Annotated in this window: 19 protein-coding genes; 9 read left to right on the forward strand and 10 right to left on the reverse strand. The window is 64.7% G+C overall.

Annotation, left to right across the window (positions count from 1 at the left end; translation table 11 throughout):
• Positions 1-19 precede the first annotated feature (19 nt).
• Genes EF294_RS14370 through EF294_RS14385 form a run of 4 tightly spaced genes read right to left on the reverse strand, consistent with a single transcriptional unit; the run spans position 20 to position 7,723 of the window.
• On the reverse strand, positions 20-2,305 hold the full coding sequence (locus EF294_RS14370; RefSeq protein ID WP_123931258.1) for a hydantoinase B/oxoprolinase family protein: 2,286 nt from the start codon (positions 2,303-2,305) through the stop codon (positions 20-22).
• Positions 2,306-2,323: 18 nt separating this feature from the next.
• A complete protein-coding gene (locus EF294_RS14375) occupies positions 2,324-4,435 on the reverse strand; it encodes a hydantoinase/oxoprolinase family protein (protein ID WP_123931260.1) in 2,112 nt (703 codons plus the stop codon).
• Position 4,436: 1 nt separating this feature from the next.
• Positions 4,437-6,122, reverse strand: a complete 1,686-nt coding sequence (locus EF294_RS14380) for an AMP-binding protein (RefSeq protein ID WP_123931262.1) — start codon at positions 6,120-6,122, stop codon at positions 4,437-4,439.
• On the reverse strand, positions 6,119-7,723 hold the full coding sequence (locus EF294_RS14385; protein WP_123931264.1) for an FAD-dependent monooxygenase: 1,605 nt from the start codon (positions 7,721-7,723) through the stop codon (positions 6,119-6,121). The genes EF294_RS14380 and EF294_RS14385 overlap by 4 nt, the downstream gene beginning before the upstream one ends.
• A 216-nt stretch (positions 7,724-7,939) precedes the next feature.
• Here EF294_RS14385 and EF294_RS14390 point away from each other — a divergent pair, with 216 nt between their 5' ends.
• The 5 genes from EF294_RS14390 to EF294_RS14410 are packed head-to-tail and all read left to right on the forward strand — an operon-like array spanning position 7,940 to position 12,216.
• Positions 7,940-8,602 (forward strand): VOC family protein, encoded by a 663-nt coding sequence (locus EF294_RS14390; RefSeq protein WP_123931274.1) that lies wholly within the window; start codon positions 7,940-7,942, stop codon positions 8,600-8,602.
• Entirely contained in the window at positions 8,599-8,847 is a 249-nt protein-coding gene (locus EF294_RS14395) for a hypothetical protein (RefSeq protein ID WP_123931276.1), read from the forward strand. Before EF294_RS14390 ends, EF294_RS14395 begins: the two co-directional genes overlap by 4 nt.
• Complete coding sequence (locus EF294_RS14400; RefSeq protein WP_123931278.1) at positions 8,844-10,091, forward strand: alpha/beta hydrolase; 1,248 nt, start codon at positions 8,844-8,846, stop codon at positions 10,089-10,091. The genes EF294_RS14395 and EF294_RS14400 overlap by 4 nt, the downstream gene beginning before the upstream one ends.
• Positions 10,052-11,287, forward strand: coding sequence for a CaiB/BaiF CoA transferase family protein (locus tag EF294_RS14405; protein WP_123931280.1), 1,236 nt, complete (start codon positions 10,052-10,054; stop codon positions 11,285-11,287). The genes EF294_RS14400 and EF294_RS14405 overlap by 40 nt, the downstream gene beginning before the upstream one ends.
• Entirely contained in the window at positions 11,284-12,216 is a 933-nt protein-coding gene (locus tag EF294_RS14410; protein ID WP_123931282.1) for a beta/alpha barrel domain-containing protein, read from the forward strand. The genes EF294_RS14405 and EF294_RS14410 overlap by 4 nt, the downstream gene beginning before the upstream one ends.
• Before the next feature lie 330 nt (positions 12,217-12,546).
• Here the strand turns inward: EF294_RS14410 and EF294_RS14415 are convergent, their stop codons facing one another.
• The 6 genes from EF294_RS14415 to nadB form a co-directional block, all read right to left on the reverse strand.
• Positions 12,547-14,793, reverse strand: a complete 2,247-nt coding sequence (locus tag EF294_RS14415) for a heavy metal translocating P-type ATPase (protein WP_123931284.1) — start codon at positions 14,791-14,793, stop codon at positions 12,547-12,549.
• Positions 14,790-14,966 (reverse strand): hypothetical protein, encoded by a 177-nt coding sequence (locus tag EF294_RS21485; protein ID WP_185091093.1) that lies wholly within the window; start codon positions 14,964-14,966, stop codon positions 14,790-14,792. The genes EF294_RS14415 and EF294_RS21485 overlap by 4 nt, the downstream gene beginning before the upstream one ends.
• A gap of 7 nt (positions 14,967-14,973) precedes the next feature.
• On the reverse strand, positions 14,974-15,177 hold the full coding sequence (locus tag EF294_RS14420) for a heavy-metal-associated domain-containing protein (RefSeq protein WP_123931286.1): 204 nt from the start codon (positions 15,175-15,177) through the stop codon (positions 14,974-14,976).
• A gap of 46 nt (positions 15,178-15,223) precedes the next feature.
• Positions 15,224-15,517 carry a metal-sensitive transcriptional regulator gene (locus EF294_RS14425; protein ID WP_185091097.1) on the reverse strand — a complete coding sequence of 98 codons (294 nt, stop codon included), beginning with the start codon at positions 15,515-15,517 and terminating at the stop codon, positions 15,224-15,226.
• Between the two features lie 143 nt (positions 15,518-15,660).
• Positions 15,661-16,524, reverse strand: a complete 864-nt coding sequence (locus tag EF294_RS14430; RefSeq protein ID WP_123931290.1) for a hypothetical protein — start codon at positions 16,522-16,524, stop codon at positions 15,661-15,663.
• Positions 16,525-16,679: 155 nt separating this feature from the next.
• The gene (gene nadB / locus EF294_RS14435) at positions 16,680-18,296 is read right to left on the reverse strand and encodes an L-aspartate oxidase (protein WP_123931292.1); all 1,617 of its coding nucleotides are present in this window, start codon (positions 18,294-18,296) and stop codon (positions 16,680-16,682) included.
• A 163-nt stretch (positions 18,297-18,459) separates the two neighbouring features.
• On the opposite strand from nadB, the gene EF294_RS14440 reads away from it, so the two are divergent.
• From EF294_RS14440 to pgfA, 4 genes are all read left to right on the forward strand, one after another.
• Entirely contained in the window at positions 18,460-19,728 is a 1,269-nt protein-coding gene (locus tag EF294_RS14440; protein ID WP_123931294.1) for an MFS transporter, read from the forward strand.
• Positions 19,729-19,784: 56 nt separating this feature from the next.
• Complete coding sequence (locus EF294_RS14445) at positions 19,785-20,144, forward strand: ArsR/SmtB family transcription factor (RefSeq protein ID WP_123931296.1); 360 nt, start codon at positions 19,785-19,787, stop codon at positions 20,142-20,144.
• A gap of 56 nt (positions 20,145-20,200) precedes the next feature.
• On the forward strand, positions 20,201-21,640 hold the full coding sequence (locus tag EF294_RS14450) for an ABC1 kinase family protein (RefSeq protein WP_123931298.1): 1,440 nt from the start codon (positions 20,201-20,203) through the stop codon (positions 21,638-21,640).
• A 109-nt stretch (positions 21,641-21,749) separates the two neighbouring features.
• A complete protein-coding gene (gene pgfA, locus EF294_RS14455) occupies positions 21,750-23,333 on the forward strand; it encodes a cell envelope lipid trafficking protein PgfA (protein WP_246007870.1) in 1,584 nt (527 codons plus the stop codon).
• Positions 23,334-23,348: the final 15 nt, after the last annotated feature.

Here is a 23,348-nt window from a genome sequence, read left to right on the forward strand (position 1 = left end):
CCGCCCTCCGCTCCTTCTCCTAGGTCACAGCTTCGACGCTGCTCGTGGGTACTACGCTCGTCTCAAAGTACGTCCCACAGCATGGACAGACCAAAGCCCTAAACATCGTGTCGATGTCGACGTAGTTGCTTGGCACTGGCGCTTCCGGGGTTACCTGGCGAACCGCAAGTTCGTGGACCTTGGCATTGTCGGCGAGCGCTGCTTCCGACGAACCCAGAGCGGTGCCGCACTGGCGACAGGTCAGAGTAGCTACGCCACTGACAGTTGTCACAGTCAGACTCGCATTCAAGTGATCGTGGCCGGTGTGACCCGTTTCATCGGCACCGCGAAGCGGGATGTCGGGCTGGTCTGCACCGCGCTGCCGCCGGATCTCGATTCGTGCCGACTCGGTGGCAACTGCGTTCACCTGGCCGTTGTCATCGATCATCACGCCATAGAGGCTCTCGGCCGCGGCGCGCGACACCTTCCGATTTCTGACATCGTCGGCCACCAGCTGCGGGTCGCGCAGGATGGGGTCGCCATAGCCTCCGCCGCCTGACGGGTGGATGATGATCACGTCATCAAGCATGATGACTGTCTCCAGCCTGTTGGGAATAACCTCCACCGATCCACCGATTTCTTCTACGGTCTGCGGGATCGTGCCACCTGCAAGCAGTGAGCCAACATCGCCTCCGCGGACGATGAGGTCGGTCTGAACCCCTCCGGGGTAACCGCCTGCCAACCCGCTCGCGTCCGGGCGGGCTTTGCCGTTGCCGCTGAAACTTCCGCCCATCGGCATCGGAGTCCCGTGCGGGATCAGGCACGATGAAATCGACACTCCGCCACGGAACTGCCCGGCCCCACCAGAGTCGGTTTCCTCTCTGCGCCAGAGGAATAGGTACGGACCGAGGAACTCCGACATCTCGACGTCGGGTGCGCGGCCCATGGCGATCGGCAAGATTCCGCCAGTGTCGGTTCCGTCCCGATGCGGCAGTGCGCCGAAGCCGCCGGCCATGGTGTCGAACATGATTCCGACAGATGGCGCGCCGCGTTGATCGATACCTGCCAGTGTCGCAATGTCGTAGGCGCCCGTGCATACCGATTGGACTCGTGATCTCAGTTCAGGTGCGGTATCGAGCATTTTGCCGAGACATTCGGCGACGACGTTGGACGTCGCCCAGCCGGCCGAGATGGGCGCCCAGCCGATCGCTGCGGGAAAAGTGGCGTTGTTGATCGTGCCCTCGTCACTGATCAGGTCGAAGCATCGCATGATCCCTCCGGCTGCCCACGGTATGTCACCGGCGAGCACGGGGAGCATCGCGAACACCACGCCGGCACGCATACCCGCGTAGGGACTATTGATCATGCCCGATTGCGGATCAGTGCCGGTGAAGTCGAAGGTGAGGTGGTCGCCGGTCTTCGTCAAGTGCAACGTGATCTTGTGGAGGTCGCGATCGCCGATGACCGACTGCTCGATGAATGTGGTCGCTCGCCAGTCACCGTCGGGAATCGAGGAAAGCCGATTTCGCAGACGGCCCTCGGCATCGTCCATCATTCGTTTCATGACCGCTTTGACCGTCGCGGGGCCGTAACGCTCGATCAGTTTGGTCAGACGCTGGTGACCGACGCGGTTGGCGCCGATTTCGGCGCGAACATCGAGTTCGACCAATGCGGGCATCCGGGACCTACGGGTGAACATACCCAGTACATCGTTCTGGATGATGCCGTCCCTGACGACCTTGGTGGGCGGGGTGGGTAGAGCTTCGGAAAAGACATCGGTGGCCGCGAGATTCGCTGATCCCGGCTTGGGGCCACCCACATCGATCAGGTGGCAGCTTGCTGTCGTCCACGCGAAGAGTTCGCCTTCCCAGAACAATGGGGCAAGAATGGTCGCATCATTCTGGTGCAGGCCACCACCGACCCACGGATCGTTGTTCAGGAACATGTCACCCGGTTCGATACCCGGATTGTCGGCATGGTTGCGCAACGTCCAGTACACAGCCAGGTCAGTCGATGCCACCAAACCGGTGTTGTAGGTACCGACCTGCACTTCCTGTCCAAGCTCGTCACAGATGGCGAACCCGAAGTCGTTGGCCTCGGTGACCCCGGGCGAGCCGGACATCCTCTTCAGGGTCTGCCCCATCTCGTCGGTGATTGACCAGATTCGGTGACGGACAACTTCATAGGTCAAAGGGTCGACGGACGCCTGATCCTGTTGCAGGTGATGCAGTTTGAGAGATGGGGCCACGCTTTGGGCGAGTTCATCCATCTCTGGTGGGCGGCTGTTGTATCGCTCCGAGCCGGGGACCGGCATGAGATCGGTCATTGGTATCTCCTCGTGAGTTCAGGCGTGAGTGTCCAGCGGGATTCTGATGTTTCCGAGAGCGTCGATGTGCGCCTCGTAGCCAGCCGGAATGGTCACAGTGGTGGTGGGCACTTCGACCACCGCTGGACCTTGGATGCGGTGTCCTGCGCGGAGTAGCCCATAGTCGTAGATCGCGGTCTCCTCAAATCCGCGCTCGACCTGTAGGAACACTTGCCGGTGCCCCTTGATGGCCTCCTGCGCATTGCTGCTGTCGGCCCGAAGATGCTCCGGCAAGGTGGGCCGGAATGGCAGGCGGCCGATACCGCGAACTCGATAGGTGATGATCTGCAGCCCTGCGGCAGGCAACCCTGAACCTTCGCCATACAATTCGGCGTAGCGGCGCTCGAATGACTCGGTCATCAACCCGATGCCGGATTCATCAACATCTTCTGGCGGCGCCGGCGCGGTGACCTCAAACATCTGCGCCGTGTAACGAGCGTCGAACTCTCTGGTCAAAGAGAGCGATTCAAACTCGACACCTTGCCTGTCAAGTGCATCGCTCACCTGGCTGGCAAGCGTTCGGAAGTTTTCGTTGACTCGATCCGGCGACACCGGGAACGGCGACGGGTCGCTCAGTTCGGCGGACACGATCACATCCGATGCGGCAAGCCCGTAGGCCGAGAAGCCCGAGGCCGCCGCTCCGAGAGGGATGACAAGTTCTTTGGCGCCGAGTTCCATCGAGAATGCCGAGGCGTGGATCGGACCAGCGCCGCCGAAGGCGTATACGACGAAATCGCGCGGATCATTTCCGGACTCGACGACGGATTTGCGCATCAAGTCCGCGGTTTGGGCGTTCTGGACCTCGTAGACCGCAGCCGCGGCTTCGCGGGCGTTGAGTCCCAATGGGTTTCCGATATTCTCCAGCAGAGCCTTCTCGGCAAGATCTACGCGCAATGCACGCTTACCGCCCAGGAAGTAGTCCGGGTTGATGATTCCGAGCACGAGGTCGGCGTCTGTGACCGTGGGGTGGATCCCTCCGTGACCGTATGCGGCTGGTCCGGGAACGGCCGCGGCACTCTTCGGTCCCACCCGAAGATTCCCGCCAGCGTCAATCCAGGCGATTGCCCCGCCTCCGGAACCGATCACATCGACCTTGATCGTGGGCACATTGATCGGATGTTGATTGATGATGGTTCCCGCAGCGCGCACGGGTTCACCGTCGACGACCAGACCCACGAGGAAGGTGGTTCCTCCCACATCAGCGGTGATGACATTCCGATGCCCCAGCTGAGCAGCCAGCCTCGACGCACCCACCACTCCGCCACTGAGCACCGATCCCACTGTCGTGATGGCCGAAGCGGGCGCTTCGGCGGCCGACACCGTGCCGCCCGAACTCTGCATGATCAGCAACGGACCGGCAACTCCGCGTCGTTTGAGCTCTGCGGACAAGGGCTCGAGATAGCGCTTCAACGGAGGGCCAAGCTGTGTATTCATGATTGTCGTAGAGCTGCGGGAGAATTCGCGAATTCGAGGCGAAACCTCGCTCGAGATCGAGACGAAGACGTCTGGCGCGACCTCGTTGATGATCTGACGGATACGGCGTTCGTGTGCGGGATTCTGGAACGACCACAGCAACGATACGGCTATGGCGTCGATCCCACTATCGACGAGTTCTCGCACCGCCGCGCGGACCTCGTCCTCATTCAGGTGAACAAGGATCGTGCCACCTTGATCTACGCGCTCGGTCACCTCCATGACCTTGGTTCGAGGCACGAGAGGTGCGGGCTTGCGGGTATTGATCAGGTCCTGTGCCTCTGATCCCGACAGGCCGAGATAACGGCCCTCGACATTCATGATGGCGATGGAATCACCATGACCCTTGGTGGTGATGAATCCGACGCCGTTGACATTGCCCGTGACCAATGCGTTCAGCGTCGAGGTCGTTCCGTGTGCGATGTACGCCGTGTTCGCGAGCAGTTCAGCTTCGGAAATGCCCAGCGTTTCAGCCAGCTCGGAAATGGCGTTCAGCACCCCGTCGGCGTAGTCGGACGGGGTCGACGGCGTCTTCGCGCCGACCACCCGCCCCTGCTCATCGGCAGCAACCGCGTCGGTGAACGTGCCACCGACGTCTATTCCCAGCACGTATTGCATGTCAGCTCCTCGTTGTCGCGTTTGCGGTGTGTGACGTGGTACTCGTCGCCGATCGTTCGGCGACGAGCACCGATAGCCGAACCTTGTCGATCTTGGCCGACGGTGTGGTTGGAAGTGAGTCGAAGTGTTCAAGGCGCTCAGGCCATTTGAACTTCGCGACTTCACGGTCGTCGAGGTGTCGACGGATCTGATCAAGCGTGAGCTCTGGTGCAGTGGGCTCCAGTTCTACACACAGGCATCCACGCTCGCCCAGTCGCTCATCGGGCACCGCCACCAGGGCTGCCCGACGCAGCCCCGGAAGCCCGATCACGAGGCCCTCGACCTCTGCGGCGCTGATCTTCTCGCCGCCGCGGTTGACCAGGTCCTTCGCGCGCCCTTCGAACGTGTAGTAGACGCCGCCGTCCCACTGGTGCCGGGCAACGAGGTCGCCAGTACGGTAGAAGCCATCGGAGGTGAAAGCGACGGCGTTCCGTTCCGGGGCCGCGAGGTAGCCGCGAATCGTGTAGGGACCGCGAGCGCACAGTTCGCCGACGACGCCGTCGTCGACCTCTACTTCCTCGCCCAGTCGAAGCACCCGCACCTCGTCCAGACGCGACAGCGGTGTGCCGATACCGTGCTGGCGAACTGAACGCGGAGCACCCAGCGGAGAGACCATACATAGGCCCTCGCCCATACCGAACATATTCAGCACGGGCACCCCGCGGGACTCGAACGCCTCGAAGACCGCGTCGCTGATCTCTGATCCCCCCATCGTGATACGACGCAGGGACCGGGTGGCGGCATCGAGTCCCGGGTGCGCCACGATACCGGCGGCCAGGCCGGGTGGAATGAGCATGTCGGTGATCTCCAGCCGGGTCATCACGTCGAGCATGTCGTCAGGATCAGGCCTACCGATCACAAATGCACCGCCCACCGCGTGCGCAGCATGAAGCGCACAGACGATCCCGGCGTTGTGGACCAGCGGGACTATGTGCAACACCCGCACGTCGGATTCCCAGCCCAGCCTCTGCGCCCACGCGAGAGCGTTGTACCAGTATTCTTGGTGCTGGCGGGGAATCACTTTGGGGACGCCGGTCGTGCCACCCGACAACTGGAAGACCGCGACATCATCGGGGTCGATCTGAGCCTGGGCCGCATCGACCAGCTCTCGGACGCGTTCCGGCGAAAGATCGGCACCGGCCGTCATCAGTGAGCCGGGCGCGTCATCGAGGGGGAACACCAGCCGCTGAGAACCATCTTGCTCGGCAAGCGACCTGGCGAATGCGAGCAGGTCGAAAGACCTGTGGCGCAACTGCACGATGTGGCCGGCGGCGTGAGTCTGGGCGGCAATTTGACGAATCTCGTTGCCGCGATGAGCACTTAGAGTGCACACCGGAATCAGCGCCGCTTTCATCAGGGCGTACCAGGCCACCACCGTGGCGACATCGTTGTCCAGTTGCAACATGACCGCCGCACCCGGCCTGAGGCCCGCGTCGAGCAGTCCCGCACCGATACGATCGGTCTCGTCATCAAGCTCGCGATAGGTCAGAGAGCGATCGGGACCTATGAGCGCCAACGCATCTGGAGTTCTCGTGGCCTGGGCCGCGAGTTCTTGACCGATTGTTGCAGAACCCCAAACCTCCCGATACCGAGCCGCGTCGGCCTCGTCGAAGGGTTCGACATCGTCTTGCCATTGTGTGAGTTTCATTGGGCTAAAACCCTTTCCAACTCCGTGGCCGGTGCGATGGGATGAAGCATATCGACGCGGCCCGCCACCAGCGCATCGATCCCGTCAGCAAGAAGATTGCGATCCAGGACGATCGCAACGGGTAGGCCTAGTTCGAGACGTACCCGCTCGCCGAATGCCAGGCGATGAACCAGTGCCGGTCTCCCGGCATCGCCCGTCACCACGACAACCCCCGACGCGTGGGATGCCGAGCCGCGCAACTGTTCGATGAGTTCTGTCGCGCGCTCGCCCCACGCGTCATCGAAGTCGACAGTCAACGTTGCGATTTCATCAAGGCCGGCCAGGTCGTCGACAATGCGTGTGCTCTGATTACCGACGGCGGCCTGACCGAGAATCCACTCGTCCGGGACCGACGGCGGCACCTGGTCAGAGACTACGTCTGCATACGCAGCTGCTGCGCCTCGTACGAGCTCAGGATCGGTGCGGCGCAGATCATCGAGCCCCACGGCTCCACCCCGGCTCATGAACGACACGGCAACTCGCTCGGGACTGCCATCCATCCGATACGGGAACGACTCCCACCAGATCTTGCTCTGCATCGCACGCCACTGGAGCCGGTCGACTGCACCACGCCGACCCGCCTCATAGGAATGCAGCTCCTGCGCTACAGCGTCAGGACTGCCGTCCGAGTGCTCCATCGCGGCGCTGAGCGCGATAGCTCCCTCCATGGCCAGTTTGGTGCCCGAGCCCAATGACGGATGCGCGGTGGCCACCGCGTCGCCGAGTAATACGACGTTGCCGTGCGACCATCGTTGACAACGGACGGTACGGAAATGCGCCCACCGTGAAGCGTTGCCGAGCAGCGGCCTGCCACCCAGGAGATCAGAGAACGCATGCGAAAGGTAGGCAAGGCTCTTCTCGTCCGATTCACCCCGCGGATACACGTCGGCACCAAGTCCGGCTCGCGCGAGTGCATGATCGTCGGTCTCGACAACCCATGTCGACTTTCCCTCTGCATAGGGATATGCGTGCACCACGAACACCCCGTCGTCGGTGCGCACAGGCATGAAGGTCGTGCCGGGCAACTCAGTATCGCTACCGCACCAGATAAACTGGCCGCGCCCGACACTCACGGTGGCGCCGAGCTCGTCGCCGAGCCGCTCCCTGGTCTGGCTGCTGACGCCGTCGGCGGCAACCACCACGTCATATTCTGAGCTCAACGCAAGGGCGTCAGCATCGACACCGATGTGCATCCCCACTCCCGCGTCTTCGGCTCGATGACGAAGTATCCGAATCAGGCCACCACGATCGATGGCGACGCCGTGATGAAACGCGTTGAGAAACACCTCTCCGGCGGGGAGCCGAAACGACGCCGACGAGAACTGGAATGACATCGACATGATGTCGGCGTGGACGGCGGCGTCGACAGTTCGGATCGTTTCCAGAAGAGCGCCGGTCAGCCCGACACCGAATCCGAGAGCCTCGGATTCGGGGATGCGGTCATAGAGATCGATTTTCCAATCACTATGCCGGCGAGCCAGCAGCCGAGCACAGAACGCTCCTGCCGATCCGCCGCCGACGACAGCAACCCGACGCTGACGAACGGGGACAACTCCACTCATACGAACCTCATTTCGGTTCCCACAGGGACCTCTTTCACAGTGACGACACTTCGGGTGGCTCACGCCTCTCGACACAACGTACTGTGATTGGACTCACGTGTCAATACTCGGACGTTGGCGTAGCACGACTGCGTCCGTAATTCGACAGAAGTGTTGACAGGCCTTGCGCCACAGTCCTAGCGTGGCCATATCCCGCTCCAGTACAGGAGGATTGACATGGCAGATCTCGCCGACCAGCATCTCGTTCACGGTGTCGACCACACCGCGTACCCAACCTTTGACCCTGAGGCCACGGTGCGGTTCTACCGCGATGTGCTGGGCTTCCCGGTGGTGCATTCGATTTGTGCCGCAGGTTGGGGGCCTGCCGACCACCCCGACTTCGTGCACTTCTTTTTCGATATCGGCGACGGAGACCGGCTGGCGTTCTTTTACTATTTCGGACTGCAGCCGCAGAACCTGACCGGCCGCGGCGATGCATATTCGGGCTTCGGCGCCGAAGTGCCCGAGTTCTTCCTCAATTCACGACACCTGGCAATCCATGTCGAATCAGAAGAAGTACTGCTGGAGTATCGCCGGCGTCTCGACAGCAGCGAGTGGCCAGTCGAAATGCAGGTCACTCACGAAACCATCGAGTCGATCTACACCCACGACCCCAACGGATACATGATTGAACTGACCCGGGCGTTGCGCCCAGTCACAGCGCAAGAAGATCTCGATGCCGAGATCGCCATCGAGGCACTCATCGATATCACCCGGAGGCCTGAGCCGACGCTCGGCAAGCTACTCGCCCGTAAGGCAGAACTGATCGTCGAGCGGGCTGCGCGCTGGCAGGACCCAAGCACATCCACATCACCTGCCACGGCTGAGGTTCGTCGATGATCGACCTATACATCCTCGACGTACCCGAGAACGCCGGCATCGTCACACTCGCCCACGCCGATGCATCACTGTCCACGAGCATGGTCGGCCCGTACTACCGCATCCACACTGAAGAGTCATCGCTGGAATTCGATCGCAAGGCCACCGGCTGTCGCCACGCTGTCTGGTACAGCGCCATCGCCGGACTCGCCGGCGGAACTGTCGTCGTACTCGACAAACACATGATGAGAGTGGAAACCGAATGACGCGCTCGACCTCACTCGGCTCAGGTCGCTATCTCGATACTTCCGACCGGCCCGAATATTCACATACCACGGTGCACGAATTGACCACCGCGGACAAAGCCCGAGTACACGGCGTGCTCACCACGATCCCAGGATCGACGACGGTGGTCACACTGATGCATCCGCGCGCCGACGTCACCCATCACGGCATGGTCAACGAGCTTCTGACAAGCGGCGTCTCGGTCTGGACGCAGCACACGCGCTCGCCCAACAACGACCTCAACCTCAACCATGAACAAGCTCTACTCGATGTCGCTGCCGGAATGACCTTCCTTCGCGACGCGGGTTTTGAATCCGTGGTCACCCTAGGCCATTCAGGCGGCGGAACGCTCTATGCGTACTACGCCGAACAGGCGGGACTACCGCCGGAGAGACGGTTTCGTACCAGTCCGAGCGGGCGCCCGTCCCGACTCGGCGAGGCCGACCTCCCTCCCGCCGACGGCGCGATATTCCTTGCCCCGCACCCGGGCCAAGGACGACTACTTCTGGGGTGTATTGACCCCTCCGTCGGCGACGAAGCCGACCCCATGTCGGTCATCGAGGCACTCAACGCCTATTCCCCGCGGAATGGATTTGCCGAGCCGCCGAACTCGTCACAGTACAGCGAGGAATTTGTCGAACTCTACCGGCAGGCCCAATATGCGCGAGTCGAACGACTCGATGCTCTCGCGCGCGAGAGCATCGCAGCCACGCGCACGGCACGCGCGCAGTTCGACACCACCGGTGACATGAACGACCGCCGACGTTCGCTGGCTCCACATATCATGGTGGTCTATCGAACCGACGCCGACTTGCGCACCGTCGACCTGCACATCGATCCCAATGAGCGGCCTTATGGATCCGTATTCGGTCGACGACCGGACTTGATCAACTACGGCCAAGTCGGGTTCGGCCGAATAACGACACCGGAAGCATGGCTATCCACATGGTCGGGAATTTCCTCGCGGGCCGACTTCGTTCGATGCGCCGCCGGTGTGGAAGTTCCGACGCTGTTTATCGAGCTCACCGGGGACCAAGCCGCGTTTCCCTCGGACACACGGCGAATGGTCGGCGCGCTCGCGGCCAGAGACAAGACACACGTCGCAGTTCGGGGGACACACTTCGGCGGGCCCATCGCACCTGGCGAACCCACCGGGTACTCCCTTGCGGGCGAGCAGATTCAGCAATGGCTAGCCGCTCGCTTTCCCCTGGTGGGTATCAAGTGACCCCATCCCAGCCGCTGGCCGGTATCCGCGTACTGGAATTGGGGAACTATATCGCCGCTCCCACTGCGGGCCGAATGCTCGCCGACTTCGGCGCCGAAGTCATCAAGGTCGAACGCCCCGATACCGGGGACGAACTACGCGGGTGGCGACTCTATGCGGGCGAGACGTCGATGCTCTTTCGCACCATCAACCGCAACAAGCGTTCAGTGGAGATCGACCTTCGAACGGAGGCGGGACAGCGGACCATCCAACGGCTGATCCCGCACTGTGATGTCCTTCTCGAAAACTTCCGACCGGGAACCCTGGACCGCTGGGGCCTGGACGCAAAGACACTCGATGCCCTCAACCCGAGGCTGGTCATCGCCCGTATATCCGCCTTTGGCCAAACGGGTCCGATGTCTGGGCAGCCAGGATTTGCCGCCGTCGCCGAAGCGATGGGCGGAATGCGAGCACTGATCGGCGAGCCCGACCGCCCGCCGGCGCGAACAGGAGTATCCATCGGAGACACCATCGCCGGCTTGTACGCGGCCTTCGGCACGATCATGGCTCTTTATGAACGCGAGACCTCGCCCAGCCCTCCACCGATCGCTCGTCGTACCATCGACGTCGCTCTCAACGAGTCGGTTCTGTCGGTCATGGAATCACTCATCCCAGATTTCTCCGCGTACGGAGTGCGCCGGGAGCGGGTCGGTGGACGTATCGAAGGCATAGCGCCCAGCAATGCCTACCCGTGTGCCGATGGTCGCGACGTGGTCATCGCGGGAAACAGCGACGCCATATTTCAGCGGCTCATGGCGGTGATCGCCAGAGCAGACCTGGCCGCCGACACCGAACTCGCCACCAACGCCGGACGTTGGCGTCGCCGGGACGAACTGGATGTGGCCATCGGAGAATGGACCGCACAACATTCGAGAGACTTCGTACTGGAAAAGCTCAACGCCGATTCTATTCCAGCCGGCGCGATCTACACTGCAGAGGATCTCTGTGATGACGAGCAACTCCGATCACGCAATATGATTCAGAAGCACCGTGTTGACATCGCCGGGCATATCGAAGATGTCTACTTCCCCGGGATTGTTCCGGTCATCGGAGAACGCTCCGGGCCCATTCGCAGCCTGGGCCCTGATCTCGGAGAAGGCACGCGCGAAATACTCGAACGATTTGCAGATACGCTACCTGGCGAGGCACACGTATGACACCAACTTCGGCCATCATCTCAACCACCACGATCAGGGACGTATCCCTACGCGACGGCCTTCAGCTAACTGGGAAAGTACTGCCAACAGAGAAAAAGGCACTCATCGTGCGCAGACTTTTGGCGCTCGGCGTACCCGAGATCGAGATCGGCTCCATGGCTCGGCCCGACCTCGTACCTCCTATGGCCAACTCCCTCGAACTCATTGGAGAGCTCACGCCCGAGGAACTCCGGCGATGCTGGGTGTGGGTGGCAACGCCTCGTCACATCGACAAGGCCGCGCAGGCCGGTGCGCGCAACTTCCAGTACTGCTTCTCGGCATCCGACGCTCACAACCGCGCGAATATCGGGCGTGATACCGAAGCAAGCGTCGCGGCCCTTCCTTCGGCAATCCAGATGGTCCAAGAGCTCGGTGGCCGGATTGAAATGTGTGTCGCGACCGCGTTCTCATGCCCCTACGATGGTGACGTTGATCCTCAACGGGTATTGGACATTACCGCGGACGCCCGCACTCAGGGGGTCGATGACATTGTTCTGTGCGATACCCTCGGTCGCGCAGTCCCCGGCGAGGTAGCTCATCTGGTTACCGCAGTTCATCACGCGCACCCAGATGTGCGCGTCGCGTTTCACGGCCATGACACCTGGGGCATGGGCGTGGCCAACGCGATCACTGCGATCAATTGTGGCGCGAGGATGGTCGACGCGACGTTGGGCGGGCTGGGCGGGTGCCCCTTCGCCCCAGGTGCCGCAGGCAACACACCGATCGAGGACATTGCCTACGCGATCCGTCCGCCATGGCTGCGCCACTCCACCTTCGCCGACCTCGTCACACTGGCGGACGAGCTGCTGGCCGACGTTGCCGAGACGAGCGGATCAAAAGCGGCGAGAAGTTCAAAGTCCTCCACCACGAGTTCGGATTGGACGACGTAACTCCTGTTCGCCCGAGTCTGGCTCTACCAACTATTTATGTGGGTCGATGTCGTCGCGGGAAAGCAGGTCACGCGCCACCGCGGGTGAGTGTGGACATGCCTATGCGGGCCTCTGGTGCGTGAAGTCCGCACTACCGCTTCATGAATAGGTCATCCTCCCGCGCCCAGCCAGCCGGCCAACGTCGTGATCGACGATGACACGTTCGACGATCCGATTGACGATGTTTCGCAAGGGTGGACACAGGCGGACACTACTCCGGTGACACCGTGACCGATGCTGAACTCCCGTGTATCGGACTCGCCGGGTGCGGTGTGGATTGTGGTCGGTGCGTCACCACGCACGCGGGCGGACACCTCTGAGCCGGAGGCTGTTGGCGACCACGAAGACCGACGAGAAGGCCATCGCGGCCCCGGCCATCATCGGGTTCAGCAGTCCGGCCGCAGCGATCGGCAGCGCCGCGACGTTATACCCGAAGGCCCAGAAGAGGTTTCCGCGGATGGTGCGCAGCGTGCGTCGCGAGAGCGCGATGGCATCAACCACCTTACGCAGATCACCGTCGACAATGGTGAGATCGGCGGCCGCAATCGCGACGTCGGTACCGGTACCCATCGACACACCCAGATCGGCCTGAGCGAGCGCGGCGGCGTCGTTGATGCCATCACCGACCATCGCAACCACGTCACCCCGACGTTGAAAGTCCTTGATCGCGTTCACCTTTTCCGCGGGCCGTGCCTCGGCTATCACCTGACCGATGCCGACCAGGTCGGCCACGAAACGCGCCGCGCCTGTGTTGTCACCGGTCAGCAGAACCGGTGTCAGGCCCATGCGTTTGAGTTGTGAGACCGCTTCTCGTGAGGACTCTTTGACCGTGTCGGCGACGACGATCACCCCGTACTCGGTAGCGTGGTCGTCACCGTCGATGCCGACGACGACCGCGGTCGCTCCCCGTCCGTGTGCGGCGTCGAGTGCCTGGTGCAACCTCATGGGCAAGTGCCCACCGAGTTCCCGAGCGCTACCGACGCGCACCCTCTCACTGCCCACGATCCCGCTGACACCGACTCCTTCGGTGCAGGTGAAGTCGGTGACGTCGCGAACCGGGAGATGCTGGGCGGCAGCGACAATCGCCTTGCCGAGAGGGTGCTCGGATGCCGACTCGACCGCTGCCGCAGCCGCCAGGATACGATCGGCATCGACTCCGTAGGCGGGCTGGACCTTCTCGACCCGCATGACGCCGGTGGTGACGGTGCCGGTCTTGTCGAGCAGTACGGTGTCGATCCGCCGGGTCTGTTCGAGAACCTCGGGGCCGGTCACCAGGATGCCGAGTTGCGCACCACGACCGGTGCCCACCATCAGCGCCGTCGGCGTCGCCAAACCCAGCGCACACGGACACGCGATGATCAGAACGGAGACGGCCGCGGTGAATGCGAAGCTCACCGGCGAATCGGACGCGATCGTGACGCCCAGCCAGAATCCCAGTGCAGCAACGGCAATCGTGATGACCACGGGCACGAACCAGCTGGAGATCCGGTCGGCGAGGCGCTGCGCCCCGGCCTTGCCGGCCTGGGCGTCAGCGACTATTCGGGTCATCTGCGCCAGGGCGGTGTCGGCGCCGACGCGGGTAGCCTGCACCAGCAGCCGGCCGCTGGTGTTGATCGTCGCGCCGACCACCCCGTCGCCGGGGCCGACCTCGGCCGGTATCGATTCCCCGGTCACCATCGACGCGTCGATCGCAGACGAGCCACTGACGACAACGCCGTCGGTGGCGATCTTCTCGCCGGGTCGTACGACGAATTCGTCGCCGACCGCCAGCTCTGCGATCGGAATCCGCCGTTCGACGCCGTCGCGTACGACGGCAACATCCTTGGCGCCCAGCCGCATCAGGGCGCGCAGTGCATCGCCGGCGGTGCGCGTCGCGCGCTTCTCCAGATATCTACCGAGGAGCAGCAACGTTGTGACACCCGCAGCGGCCTCGAGATAGATGTTGGCGCCGCCGTCGCCGCGGTGCGGGATCAGGTCGAACCCGTGGGTCATACCGGGCTCGCCTGCGGTGCCGAGGAACAAGGCGTAGAGCGACCACCCGAAGGCGGCCAGTGTCCCCATCGACACCAGGGTGTCCATAGTGGTGGCGCCATGACGCAGGTTCACCAAGGCAGCGCGGTGAAATGGCCACGCGCCCCACACCACCACGGGTGCGGCGAGCGTCAACGACAGCCACTGCCAGTAGGTGAACTGCCACGCCGGGACCATCGCGAGCACGACGACCGGAATGGTCAGTGCGGCACTGATCAGCACTCGGGTACGCAGTGCGCCGAGGTCCGGGTCGGCGTCTGGGTCGGCAGCCCCCGACGGGACGTGATCGACGGGCACGGCGTCATATCCTGCGGAGTGGATGGCCTCGATGAGCGCGGCGGTGTCCACCTCGGAGGTATGGTCGACCTGAGCACGTTCGGTTGCGAAGTTGACGGTGGCGTGCACGCCGTCGAGCTTGTTGAGCGTGCGCTCGATGCGATTGGCGCACGACGCGCAGGTCATCCCTTCGATGTCGAGGTCGATGCGTCCGGTGGTGGGTGCGGTCATCGGCGACCTCCGTGGAGGTCAGCGGTGGTCGAGTGATGTTCGGGCACAGGAACTCCCGCGTCGGGGGCGACTACTCGCCCGACGGCGAACGCGATGGCGAAGACCGCTGCAAGTGCCAGCAGGAAGGCGGCGGCCCGCACGAGGGCGTTCGACGCGACGGTGGTCGGGATCATCTGCGGGTCACACCAATTGGTAACCGGCTTCAGTGATGGCGCGGGCGAGGACCTCACGGTCGAGGGGCGTCTCGCTCGTCACCTCCACCCGTCCGGATTCGACAGTCACCTCCACGTTCTGCACACCGGGGATCTCCTCGATCTCCTCGCGAACCGACGCTGCGCAGTGGCCGCAGGTCATGCCGGTGACGGTATATGTCTCGCTCACCATGAGCACGCTCCTTGTCAGGGTGTCAATGATTGTCGAACAGTGGGTTTCAGGACTTGACCAAGCGGGCAATCGCTTGCACGGCCTCGTCTACCTTGGCTTTGCCCTCGGCGTCGCCTTCCTGGGCCGCCCGAACCACACAGTGATTCATATGCTCCTCGAGCAAGCCGAGACTGACCGCATGCAGCGCCTTGGTCATCGCCGAGACCTGGGTGAGGATGTCGATGCAGTATTTCTCTTCGTCGACCATTCGCTGCAGACCGCGGGCCTGGCCCTCGATCCGCCGAAGGCGACGCAGGTAGTCATCCTTGTTACCGATGTAGCCATGTCCGCCGTGATCCATGATGTCCTCCTCGGGCATCGCGTCCTGATACCCCCCACAGGTATACGCCATCCGGACGACACACGCTACCCCCCTAGGGTATGCAAGAGCGGAGAGGGGTGCCGAGCGGGCGCCGTCAGCGCGGGGAGGGGCGCCGTCGGCGGTCAGTCGCGCCGCAGCGCGGCGGCCAGTCGCACCAAGGCTCTGGCGACGTCGTCCAGCGCATCGCCGACTTCGGTCAGCCCCAAGGCCGGATGCGTGTCGTGTGCGTGGGCAGATTCCTGGGCCGCGGACTCCGCGGGTGTAGGGCCCGCAGCGACGGCGGCCACGTCCGGCTGGTCCGGCGCCAAGGTGGGCTCCGGACGCGAAGCGGGCACGTCGACGCTGTGGCGTCGGCCGTGGGTCTGATCGTGCGGGGGCGCCGAGTCGGTGGACCGACGGCCACCCCGATAGTCCGACTCTCCGACGATCGGCGGCGCGGAGCTGGAAGGTTCCGGCCCGAAGGGTTCGGGACGGGAGAGTTCAGGACGAGGCGGCTCCGGCATCCGATGCGACCCGCGGACGCCTGCCCCCGCGACCGGCAGGTCACCGGTGGAGGGCCCGTGAGATCCGCTCGGACCTGGTGCTGTGCCCTGCGTCGAATACCCGGGCGCCGAGGAGTATTGCACGGCAGGGCCGTGACCGCCCGCGGCCATCCCCGACATCGCAGTCGGCGCGTGACCATTGGAACGGGCGTAGAGGTGCGGCCCGGGGTGGCCGTGGAAGTAGAGGCACCCAGCGTTCTCCAGCGAGCGCAACGGGCAGGGATTGCGTTCGATCAGCGACTGCGCGTGCGGGGCGAAGTCGCTCCATTCCAGCCAGACTCGACGATCAGTGCGCGGCGAAGTGCTGCCGTCGGTGGCGTGATTACTGCGGTGACCGATCGGCAGGCGACATTCGAGCATCCACCCGGCCGACTCCGGAAGTCCCAGCGCGCGGCGTTCGGCAGCCGTGCTGACCACCGTCGACCAGCAGCCCTCGCTGTCCATCGAACCTCCCATTCGCGCGGTCCGACCGCGCTGTGCCCAGTGGGTCCACGCGTCGTTTACCGAGGGCGAACCTGACGCACCGAGAGCCTTCTCGTCACCATATGGGTATGAGAACGCGACCCGCCGGTCAGTGTACGAAGGAAGGCCCGTCGGGGCTACCCCAGGACGCTCACCGGCGCGGCGTCGGCGACCTCGGAAATCACACCTCTCGCCAGACCGAAATACCTCGACCTCGCATCGAGTTCGGACCGCGGAAAGTCCGAACGCACGTGGCAGCCCCGTGATTCACCGCGTGCCGCCGCCGCGGCCACGACCACCCCGGCAGTCAGGGTGAGCGAGGCATCCTCGGCGTCGGCGACGCCCGCGATCCGGCGCCTCGGTGCCGACTCCAGCAGCGTTGCGACCGCGGCGAGCCCCGAGGCGTCGCGGCGCAGCGCGACGTGGCGGCTCATCGCGTCCTGAAGGGTCGTGCGGTCGAGTGCGGGTAGGTCCTGGTCGCAATACACCCCGTCGACAGCGTCTCCCCGGATCGCGCCGCGGTCGGTCACCGCGACGCCGGCCGCACGGATACCCATCACCACGCCCTCGAGAAGGCTGTTGGAGGCGAGTCGGTTTGCGCCGTGCAGACCGGTACGGGCCACCTCACCGGCCGCCAGCAGTCCGGGCACACCGGTGCGAGCGAAGGTGTCGGTGACCACGCCGCCGCACTGGTAATGCGCCCCAGGTACCACCGGGATCAGGCCGGAGTGCAGGGACAGCCCGGCCGCCCGCACACCCGCGGTGACCGTCGGGAATCGAGCAGCGAAGCGCTCGATACCCGAAATGTCGAGATAGACGCACGGATGGCCGGTGCGGTCGATGGCTGCCATCGCGGCGTTGGCGACGACGTCGCGGGGAGCGAGATCGCCCAGTGGATGCACGCCCGCCGTCACCGACGCTCCGTCGGCGTCGACGAGCCGTCCGCCCTCACCGCGGATCGCCTCGGTGACCAGGGTCCGCCGCCCGCGCTCTCCCGGTGTGTACAGCATCGTCGGATGGAATTGGATGAACTCCAGGTCGGCGATGCGGGCCCCGGCACGAAGCGCCAGGGCGATTCCGTCTCCGGTAGCCCCGGACGGATTGGTCGTGGCCGCGTACAGATGCCCCGCCCCGCCGGTGGCCAGCAGGACTGTCGGCGCGAGCACAACGCCGGGTTCGGCGACCCCAGCGCGGACGTAGGAAACGCCCACCACACGACCTGCGATGTCGGTGAGCACCTGCGTCACCACCGATTCGTCGAGGCACTCGATTCCGCCTGCCGCCTGCGCCTCGCCCAGCGCCACCCACAATGCGCGCTGCACTGCCGCACCGGTCGCGTCACCACCGGCGTGCACAATGCGCCGTACCCGGTGGCCGCCCTCTCGCGTGCGAGCTAGCGCACCGGTGGGATCTCGATCGAATTGCGTTCCCCACGAGATCAATTCGGAGACCGCGGCCCATCCCGCGCCGAGGATGGACCGGCTCGCGACGGGACCGCTCAATCCCGCGCCGGCAGCGAGGGTGTCGGCGAGATGCGAGTCAACGGAGTCGGCGGGGTTGTCGGGCATGACCACCGCGACACCACCCTGCGCGTAGAAGGTGGCGGTGGCCTGTTCGGTCCGGTCGGCCTGCCAACGCGGGCCCTTGTGCACCACGACGACGCGTAGTCCGGCAGCCCGTGCGGTGAGTACCGCGGCGATACCCGCCACTCCCGCGCCGACCACGACGAGGTCGGCGGATCGCGGCACGACCATGTCCACCTCTTTCTTTGCTCCCGCCACCGCGGCTGCGGCAACGGGAATCTCTGACGAACAACCAGCGAAGCACGTTTTCGATTCCCAGTCGAAAACCTGCCTCGGCGGACTCTACGCCACCTGGTACGCCCGACATATCAGTCAGGTGCGCATATGCGCACATATGAGTAAGGTTCGTCCAGTGCGCAACCTACTCACCAACCCGACGTTCGGGCGGCTCTATCTGGCGCAGATCGTGTCGCTGGCCGGAACCGGACTGATGACGGTCGCGCTGGGACTACTCGCCTACCGCCTGGCCGGCGATTCCGCGGCACAGATCCTCGGCACAGCGCTGGCGGTCAAGATGGTGGCGTATGTGGTGATGGCGCCGGTCATGCGCGCATGGCTGGCACGGTTGTCCCCGACCCGTGTGCTCGTCGGTGCCGATCTGACCCGCACTGCCATGGCAGCGTGTCTGCCGTGGGTGGAGCACACGTGGCAGGTCTATCTGCTCATCTTCGCCCTGCAGGCGGCGTCGGCAACATTCACGCCGACATTCTCCGCGACGCTGGCCCACGTCGTCGGCGACGAGGACGACTACACCGCCGCGGTCTCGGCGTCACGCGCCGCCTACGACCTCGAGGCGCTCCTGAGCCCGCTGCTCGCGGCCGCATTGTTGACCGTGTGGTCCTACTCGACACTCTTCGCCTGCACCGCAGTCGGTTTCGTGTGCTCAGCACTGCTGGTGCGCACCTCGGGACTACACCACACCCATCCCACTTCTCCGACGACGGCCACCTTTGTCGACAGGCTCGGCTCGGGTGTGCGAATCATGTTCGCCCACCGAGTGCTCCGTCGGATCTTGTGGGCCAACCTCGCCGTCGCGGCGGCGACCGCGGTGGTATTCGTCGGCACGGTGGTCTACGTCCGCGCCGATCTACACGGCAGCGATTCGACCGTCGCCGTCGCGCTGGCGGTCTTCGGCGGCGGATCGCTGGTGGCGACGCTGCTGGTACCCGTGCTGTCCCGTCGTGTGGGGGTGGCGACGGTCTTGCTTACCGGTGCGGGTACGTGCGCCGTCGGGTTGGCCGGTGCGGCCTGGTGGTTGGCCGCGCGGCCCAGCGCTGCGGCCCTGCTACCGACCTGGGTGGTGCTCGGCGCGGCCACCTCCATGGTCAACACCACCGTGCCCCGACTGATCCGCGAGCGTACGCCGACGACGGTGCGCGACGACGTCTTCGCCGCGCAGTTCTCGTTGTCACACGCCGGGTTCCTGCTGACCTACTCGATCGCCGGCTGGGGCCCGGCAGTCGTCGGTTCGGCCGCAACGGTCGGCGTCGTGGCCGTGCTGGCCGCGGTGGCCACCGGATTCGCCACCTGGACCGGCCGGGCCGCCACCGCCGACGAATCCGCATCGTCGCCCGCGCGGCTCGCGATCTCTCCCCTACGATGACCCACGGCGCGCGTCGAGCCGCCGCACCGCACGCGAGGTCAGGTGGACGAGGTCAGATGAAGGTCGAGGACGACTCGCCGACGCCGAGTCTGCACCATCGTGTACACGCCGACCCCGAGCTTCTCGGCACCGCGGCGTCGACCTTCTCGATGCTCGCCGACCCCACACGCCTACACCTATTGTGGCTGCTCACCAAGGGTGAGGCCGATGTCTCCGCGCTTACCGCAGCGGTCGGCGCGTCACGTACCGCGGTCAGTCAGCACCTGGCCAAACTGCGTTTCACCGGCCTCGTCGACACCCGCCGCGACGGCCGCCGCGTGATCTATCGCATCCGCGACGGTCACGTGAGCCGTCTCGTCGCCGAGGCGATCAATCACGCCGATCATCGTCTCACCGGAGAACCCGCCCACGGGTAGCACCGGACGCGCCGCAAGCCGGGTGGACGAGGTGACGCTCGGTACACTGGCCGACGGTGACGATCATGAACAAGCCCCTAGTCAACACCCCGCGCACGGAGTCCTCCGGTCTTCTCGATCCGCATGAGAAGGGAGTGGCGCGCACGCAGTTGCGGCCGGTGTCGCCCCTGTCGGAGGCGTATCGATTCGGCTCGACGGCCGTGCACGCAACAGCCGGAGTGGCCCGGTTCGCGCTCGGCACCGCCGCCGACGCGCTGCGGCTGCGCCCGCCGACCGCACAGCGCACGGCCCGACGCGCAGCCCACGAGATCCGCACCACCTTCGAGCATCTCGGCCCCACCTACGTGAAGCTCGGTCAGTTGATCGCATCGAGCCCGGGAGTCTTCACCGAGACCCTGGCCTCGGAGTTCGAGTCGCTGCTCGACCGGGTCTCCCCGGCCGACGATGCCGACATCCGTGCACTGTTCATCGAGGAGTTCGGGCGGCCGCCCGAGGACGTGTTCGCGACCTTCGACACCGAGCCGATCGCGTCGGCGTCGATCGCCCAGGTCCACACGGCCACACTCGCCGACGGCACCGAGGTGGTCGTCAAGATCCAGCGGCCGGGCATCGGCGAGCGGCTGGCACCCGATGTCGCCATCCTCGATCGGTTCGCGGCGCTGGCCGAACTATCGGAGTACGGTCGCATGCTCAGCGCCCGGCACGTCGTCGAGGACTTCGCGACCGGTCTCGACGCCGAACTGGATTTCCGCAATGAGGCATCGACAATGCGCGAATGGTACGAATGCCTGCGCCCGGGCCCGTTTGGCGACCGGGTGCGCGTGCCCGCCGTCTACGACGAGTTCACCACCGCCCGCGTGCTCACGATGGAGCGCATCTACGCCACTCGCATCGACGATGCCGCCGCAGTCCGCGCCGCCGGGCACGACGGTGTTGCGCTGTGTCGCAATCTCCTGCTGTCCCTTCTGGAATCGGCGTTCCACGGTGGCCTGTTCCACGGCGACCTGCACGCGGGCAATGTGCTGGTGGACGATGCGGGCCGACTGGTGCTGCTCGACTTCGGCATCGTCGGACGGTTCACCCCCCGCACCCGGCGCATCCTGCGTCAGCTCGTCGTGGATCTGATCGTGCGCAACGACTACGAATCGGCCGGCCGCGCGATCTTCCTGCTCGGCGCGGTACGCAATCCGGGCTCGACCACGGCGGGCGGCGCCGACATCGAGAGAGTGGCCAAGCCGTTGTCGGGCACCGACCTCGGCTCGATGAGTTACACCGATCTGGGTCGTCAGCTCGCCGACGTCGCGCGCGCCCACGACGCCCGGCTGCCGCGCGAGCTGGTATTGGTGGGCAAGCAACTCCTCTACGTCGAGAGGTACATGAAGCTGCTGGCCCCGCGGTGGAAGGCAATGAGCGACCGCGAGATCTACGGATACATGGCCGGGATCATGAAAGAAGCCGAGCACGATCGTCGGTCGGCGGTATCGGCGGGCCGCTGAGCCGATGGGCGAGGCGTTGGACCGTACCACCGGCACCCGCCATTAGGGTGGAACGCAGCCGCGAGCGCCCGACGACGGCTCGACGTCGCCAACCTGAGGGAGACGATTGATGAAACGAGTGTTGCCGGCGCTGCTGGCGTTTTTCGGCGTGGCATGTGTCACCGCTGCGATCGCCATTCCGCTGGCCCTGGTCCCGCAGCTCCGGGTGGTTCCGCTCGATCTCGACATCACGTCCAATGCGACCAGCGTGCCTGCCGACGGTTCTCCCGGTGAACGCTTCCCGGCGGTCATCTTCGATCGCTGCTCGATTGGTCAGGCCAAGGCCAAAACCTTGCAGGCGCACCTGACTCAGCAACGCCGGTCGGTGATCGTCGACCCATCAGATCGGCGGCAAGCCACCATCCAGTCCGCACAGACCGTGCAGGTCGACCGAACGCGCACCGCAGGCGGCGACGAGGCGGCGCCTGCGGCGCCCACGGCCGACGGCGACCTGCAATGCAACGACGGCCTGTTGACCGCGACCATTGACCGGGTGTCGGTGAGCCGCAAGACCTCGGTACCCAATGGCACCGTCAGCTCCCTGCAGGTCGAGGCCGCGCCCAAGGGAGTCGACGCCAAGGACGTGTCGGTGCAGCTCACCAACCGCAAGGGATTCCAGTACAAGTTTCCGTTCGACACGAAGAAGCGTTCGTATCTCTACTACGACCTCACTACCCGCCAGGACACCGATGCCGCGTTCGTCGGGGAGGAGACCATCGACGGCGTCAAGACCTACCACTTCCGGAGCCAGGTACCCGAGACCGACCTGTCGACACTGCCCAACCCGCAGAACGAAGCAGCGCTCGGCACCATGCTGACGATGCCGGCGAAGTGGTGGGGCATCTCCGGAGCCGGCGTGCGGCCCAACCAGCAGGTCAACATGCACCGCTACGCAAGCGCCACCCGCGAGGTCTGGGTGGAGCCGGAGACCGGCACCATCGTCGACGGCCGTGAGGAGCAACATCAGTACTTCCGGTCGCCGTACAAGGACGATGACTCCACCCCGGCCGCGGTACGCAACTATCAACTCGACGCGCTGAAAGGCACCTTCGCCTGGACCGACGACACCGTCTCCGAGCAGACGTCGAAAGCCAAGCACTACATGGGTTTGCTGAAACTCGGTAATTTCTGGTTACCGCTGATCCTGGGCATCGTCGGGGTGCTCCTGCTGCTCGCATGGCTGCTGTTGCTGCTGCGCGCCCGCCGCACCCGCCCGACCGATACCGACAACGACCCGGACGGTGAGGCTCTGCGGGACGGCGGACGCGGCGGCGAGGTGCCCGACCCTGGCGAGCCCGGATGGGGCGCGCCCGGCTCGGATGAGCCGACGGCCGTCGTGCCGGCGAGCGGTGCCGCTTCAGCGACGGCACCGACGGCGGTCATCGCCTCCCAGCGCTCTCGGCACAGCGCGCCGCAGTCCCCCAATCCCGCGGACGACGACAGCGCCTATCTCTGGGATCGGCCCACCCAACGCATCTCCCGCGTCGAGGGACCGGCACCGAAGATCGACGGCGATCGGGACTTCCGTTCGATCGACGATTCACCTTCGGCGTCAACGGGTTCCGAGGACGTCGCCCATGAGGGCGGCGCCCACGAGAAGGGCGATCCCACGGACGGTGAAACGACGGTCTTCCGGCGGCCGCCAGCGGAGTAGCCGATAGCGGCCTGT

Origin of the sequence: Gordonia oryzae, assembly GCF_003797185.1 — a bacterium.
Taxonomy (GTDB): Bacteria; Actinomycetota; Actinomycetes; order Mycobacteriales; family Mycobacteriaceae; genus Gordonia; species Gordonia oryzae.

Excerpts from the sequence above, each read along its gene's own strand:
- EF294_RS14370 (WP_123931258.1), bottom strand. The coding sequence starts at position 2,305 with ATGACCGATCTCATGCCGGTCCCCGGCTCGGAGCGATACAACAGCCGC.
- EF294_RS14375 (WP_123931260.1), bottom strand. The coding sequence starts at position 4,435 with ATGCAATACGTGCTGGGAATAGACGTCGGTGGCACGTTCACCGACGCG.
- EF294_RS14380 (WP_123931262.1), bottom strand. The coding sequence starts at position 6,122 with ATGAAACTCACACAATGGCAAGACGATGTCGAACCCTTCGACGAGGCC.
- EF294_RS14385 (WP_123931264.1), bottom strand. The coding sequence starts at position 7,723 with ATGAGTGGAGTTGTCCCCGTTCGTCAGCGTCGGGTTGCTGTCGTCGGC.
- EF294_RS14390 (WP_123931274.1), top strand. The coding sequence starts at position 7,940 with ATGGCAGATCTCGCCGACCAGCATCTCGTTCACGGTGTCGACCACACC.
- EF294_RS14395 (WP_123931276.1), top strand. The coding sequence starts at position 8,599 with ATGATCGACCTATACATCCTCGACGTACCCGAGAACGCCGGCATCGTC.
- EF294_RS14400 (WP_123931278.1), top strand. The coding sequence starts at position 8,844 with ATGACGCGCTCGACCTCACTCGGCTCAGGTCGCTATCTCGATACTTCC.
- EF294_RS14405 (WP_123931280.1), top strand. The coding sequence starts at position 10,052 with ATGGCTAGCCGCTCGCTTTCCCCTGGTGGGTATCAAGTGACCCCATCC.
- EF294_RS14410 (WP_123931282.1), top strand. The coding sequence starts at position 11,284 with ATGACACCAACTTCGGCCATCATCTCAACCACCACGATCAGGGACGTA.
- EF294_RS14415 (WP_123931284.1), bottom strand. The coding sequence starts at position 14,793 with ATGACCGCACCCACCACCGGACGCATCGACCTCGACATCGAAGGGATG.
- EF294_RS21485 (WP_185091093.1), bottom strand. The coding sequence starts at position 14,966 with ATGATCCCGACCACCGTCGCGTCGAACGCCCTCGTGCGGGCCGCCGCC.
- EF294_RS14420 (WP_123931286.1), bottom strand. The coding sequence starts at position 15,177 with ATGGTGAGCGAGACATATACCGTCACCGGCATGACCTGCGGCCACTGC.
- EF294_RS14425 (WP_185091097.1), bottom strand. The coding sequence starts at position 15,517 with ATGGATCACGGCGGACATGGCTACATCGGTAACAAGGATGACTACCTG.
- EF294_RS14430 (WP_123931290.1), bottom strand. The coding sequence starts at position 16,524 with ATGGACAGCGAGGGCTGCTGGTCGACGGTGGTCAGCACGGCTGCCGAA.
- nadB (WP_123931292.1), bottom strand. The coding sequence starts at position 18,296 with ATGGTCGTGCCGCGATCCGCCGACCTCGTCGTGGTCGGCGCGGGAGTG.
- EF294_RS14440 (WP_123931294.1), top strand. The coding sequence starts at position 18,460 with ATGAGTAAGGTTCGTCCAGTGCGCAACCTACTCACCAACCCGACGTTC.
- EF294_RS14445 (WP_123931296.1), top strand. The coding sequence starts at position 19,785 with ATGAAGGTCGAGGACGACTCGCCGACGCCGAGTCTGCACCATCGTGTA.
- pgfA (WP_246007870.1), top strand. The coding sequence starts at position 21,750 with ATGAAACGAGTGTTGCCGGCGCTGCTGGCGTTTTTCGGCGTGGCATGT.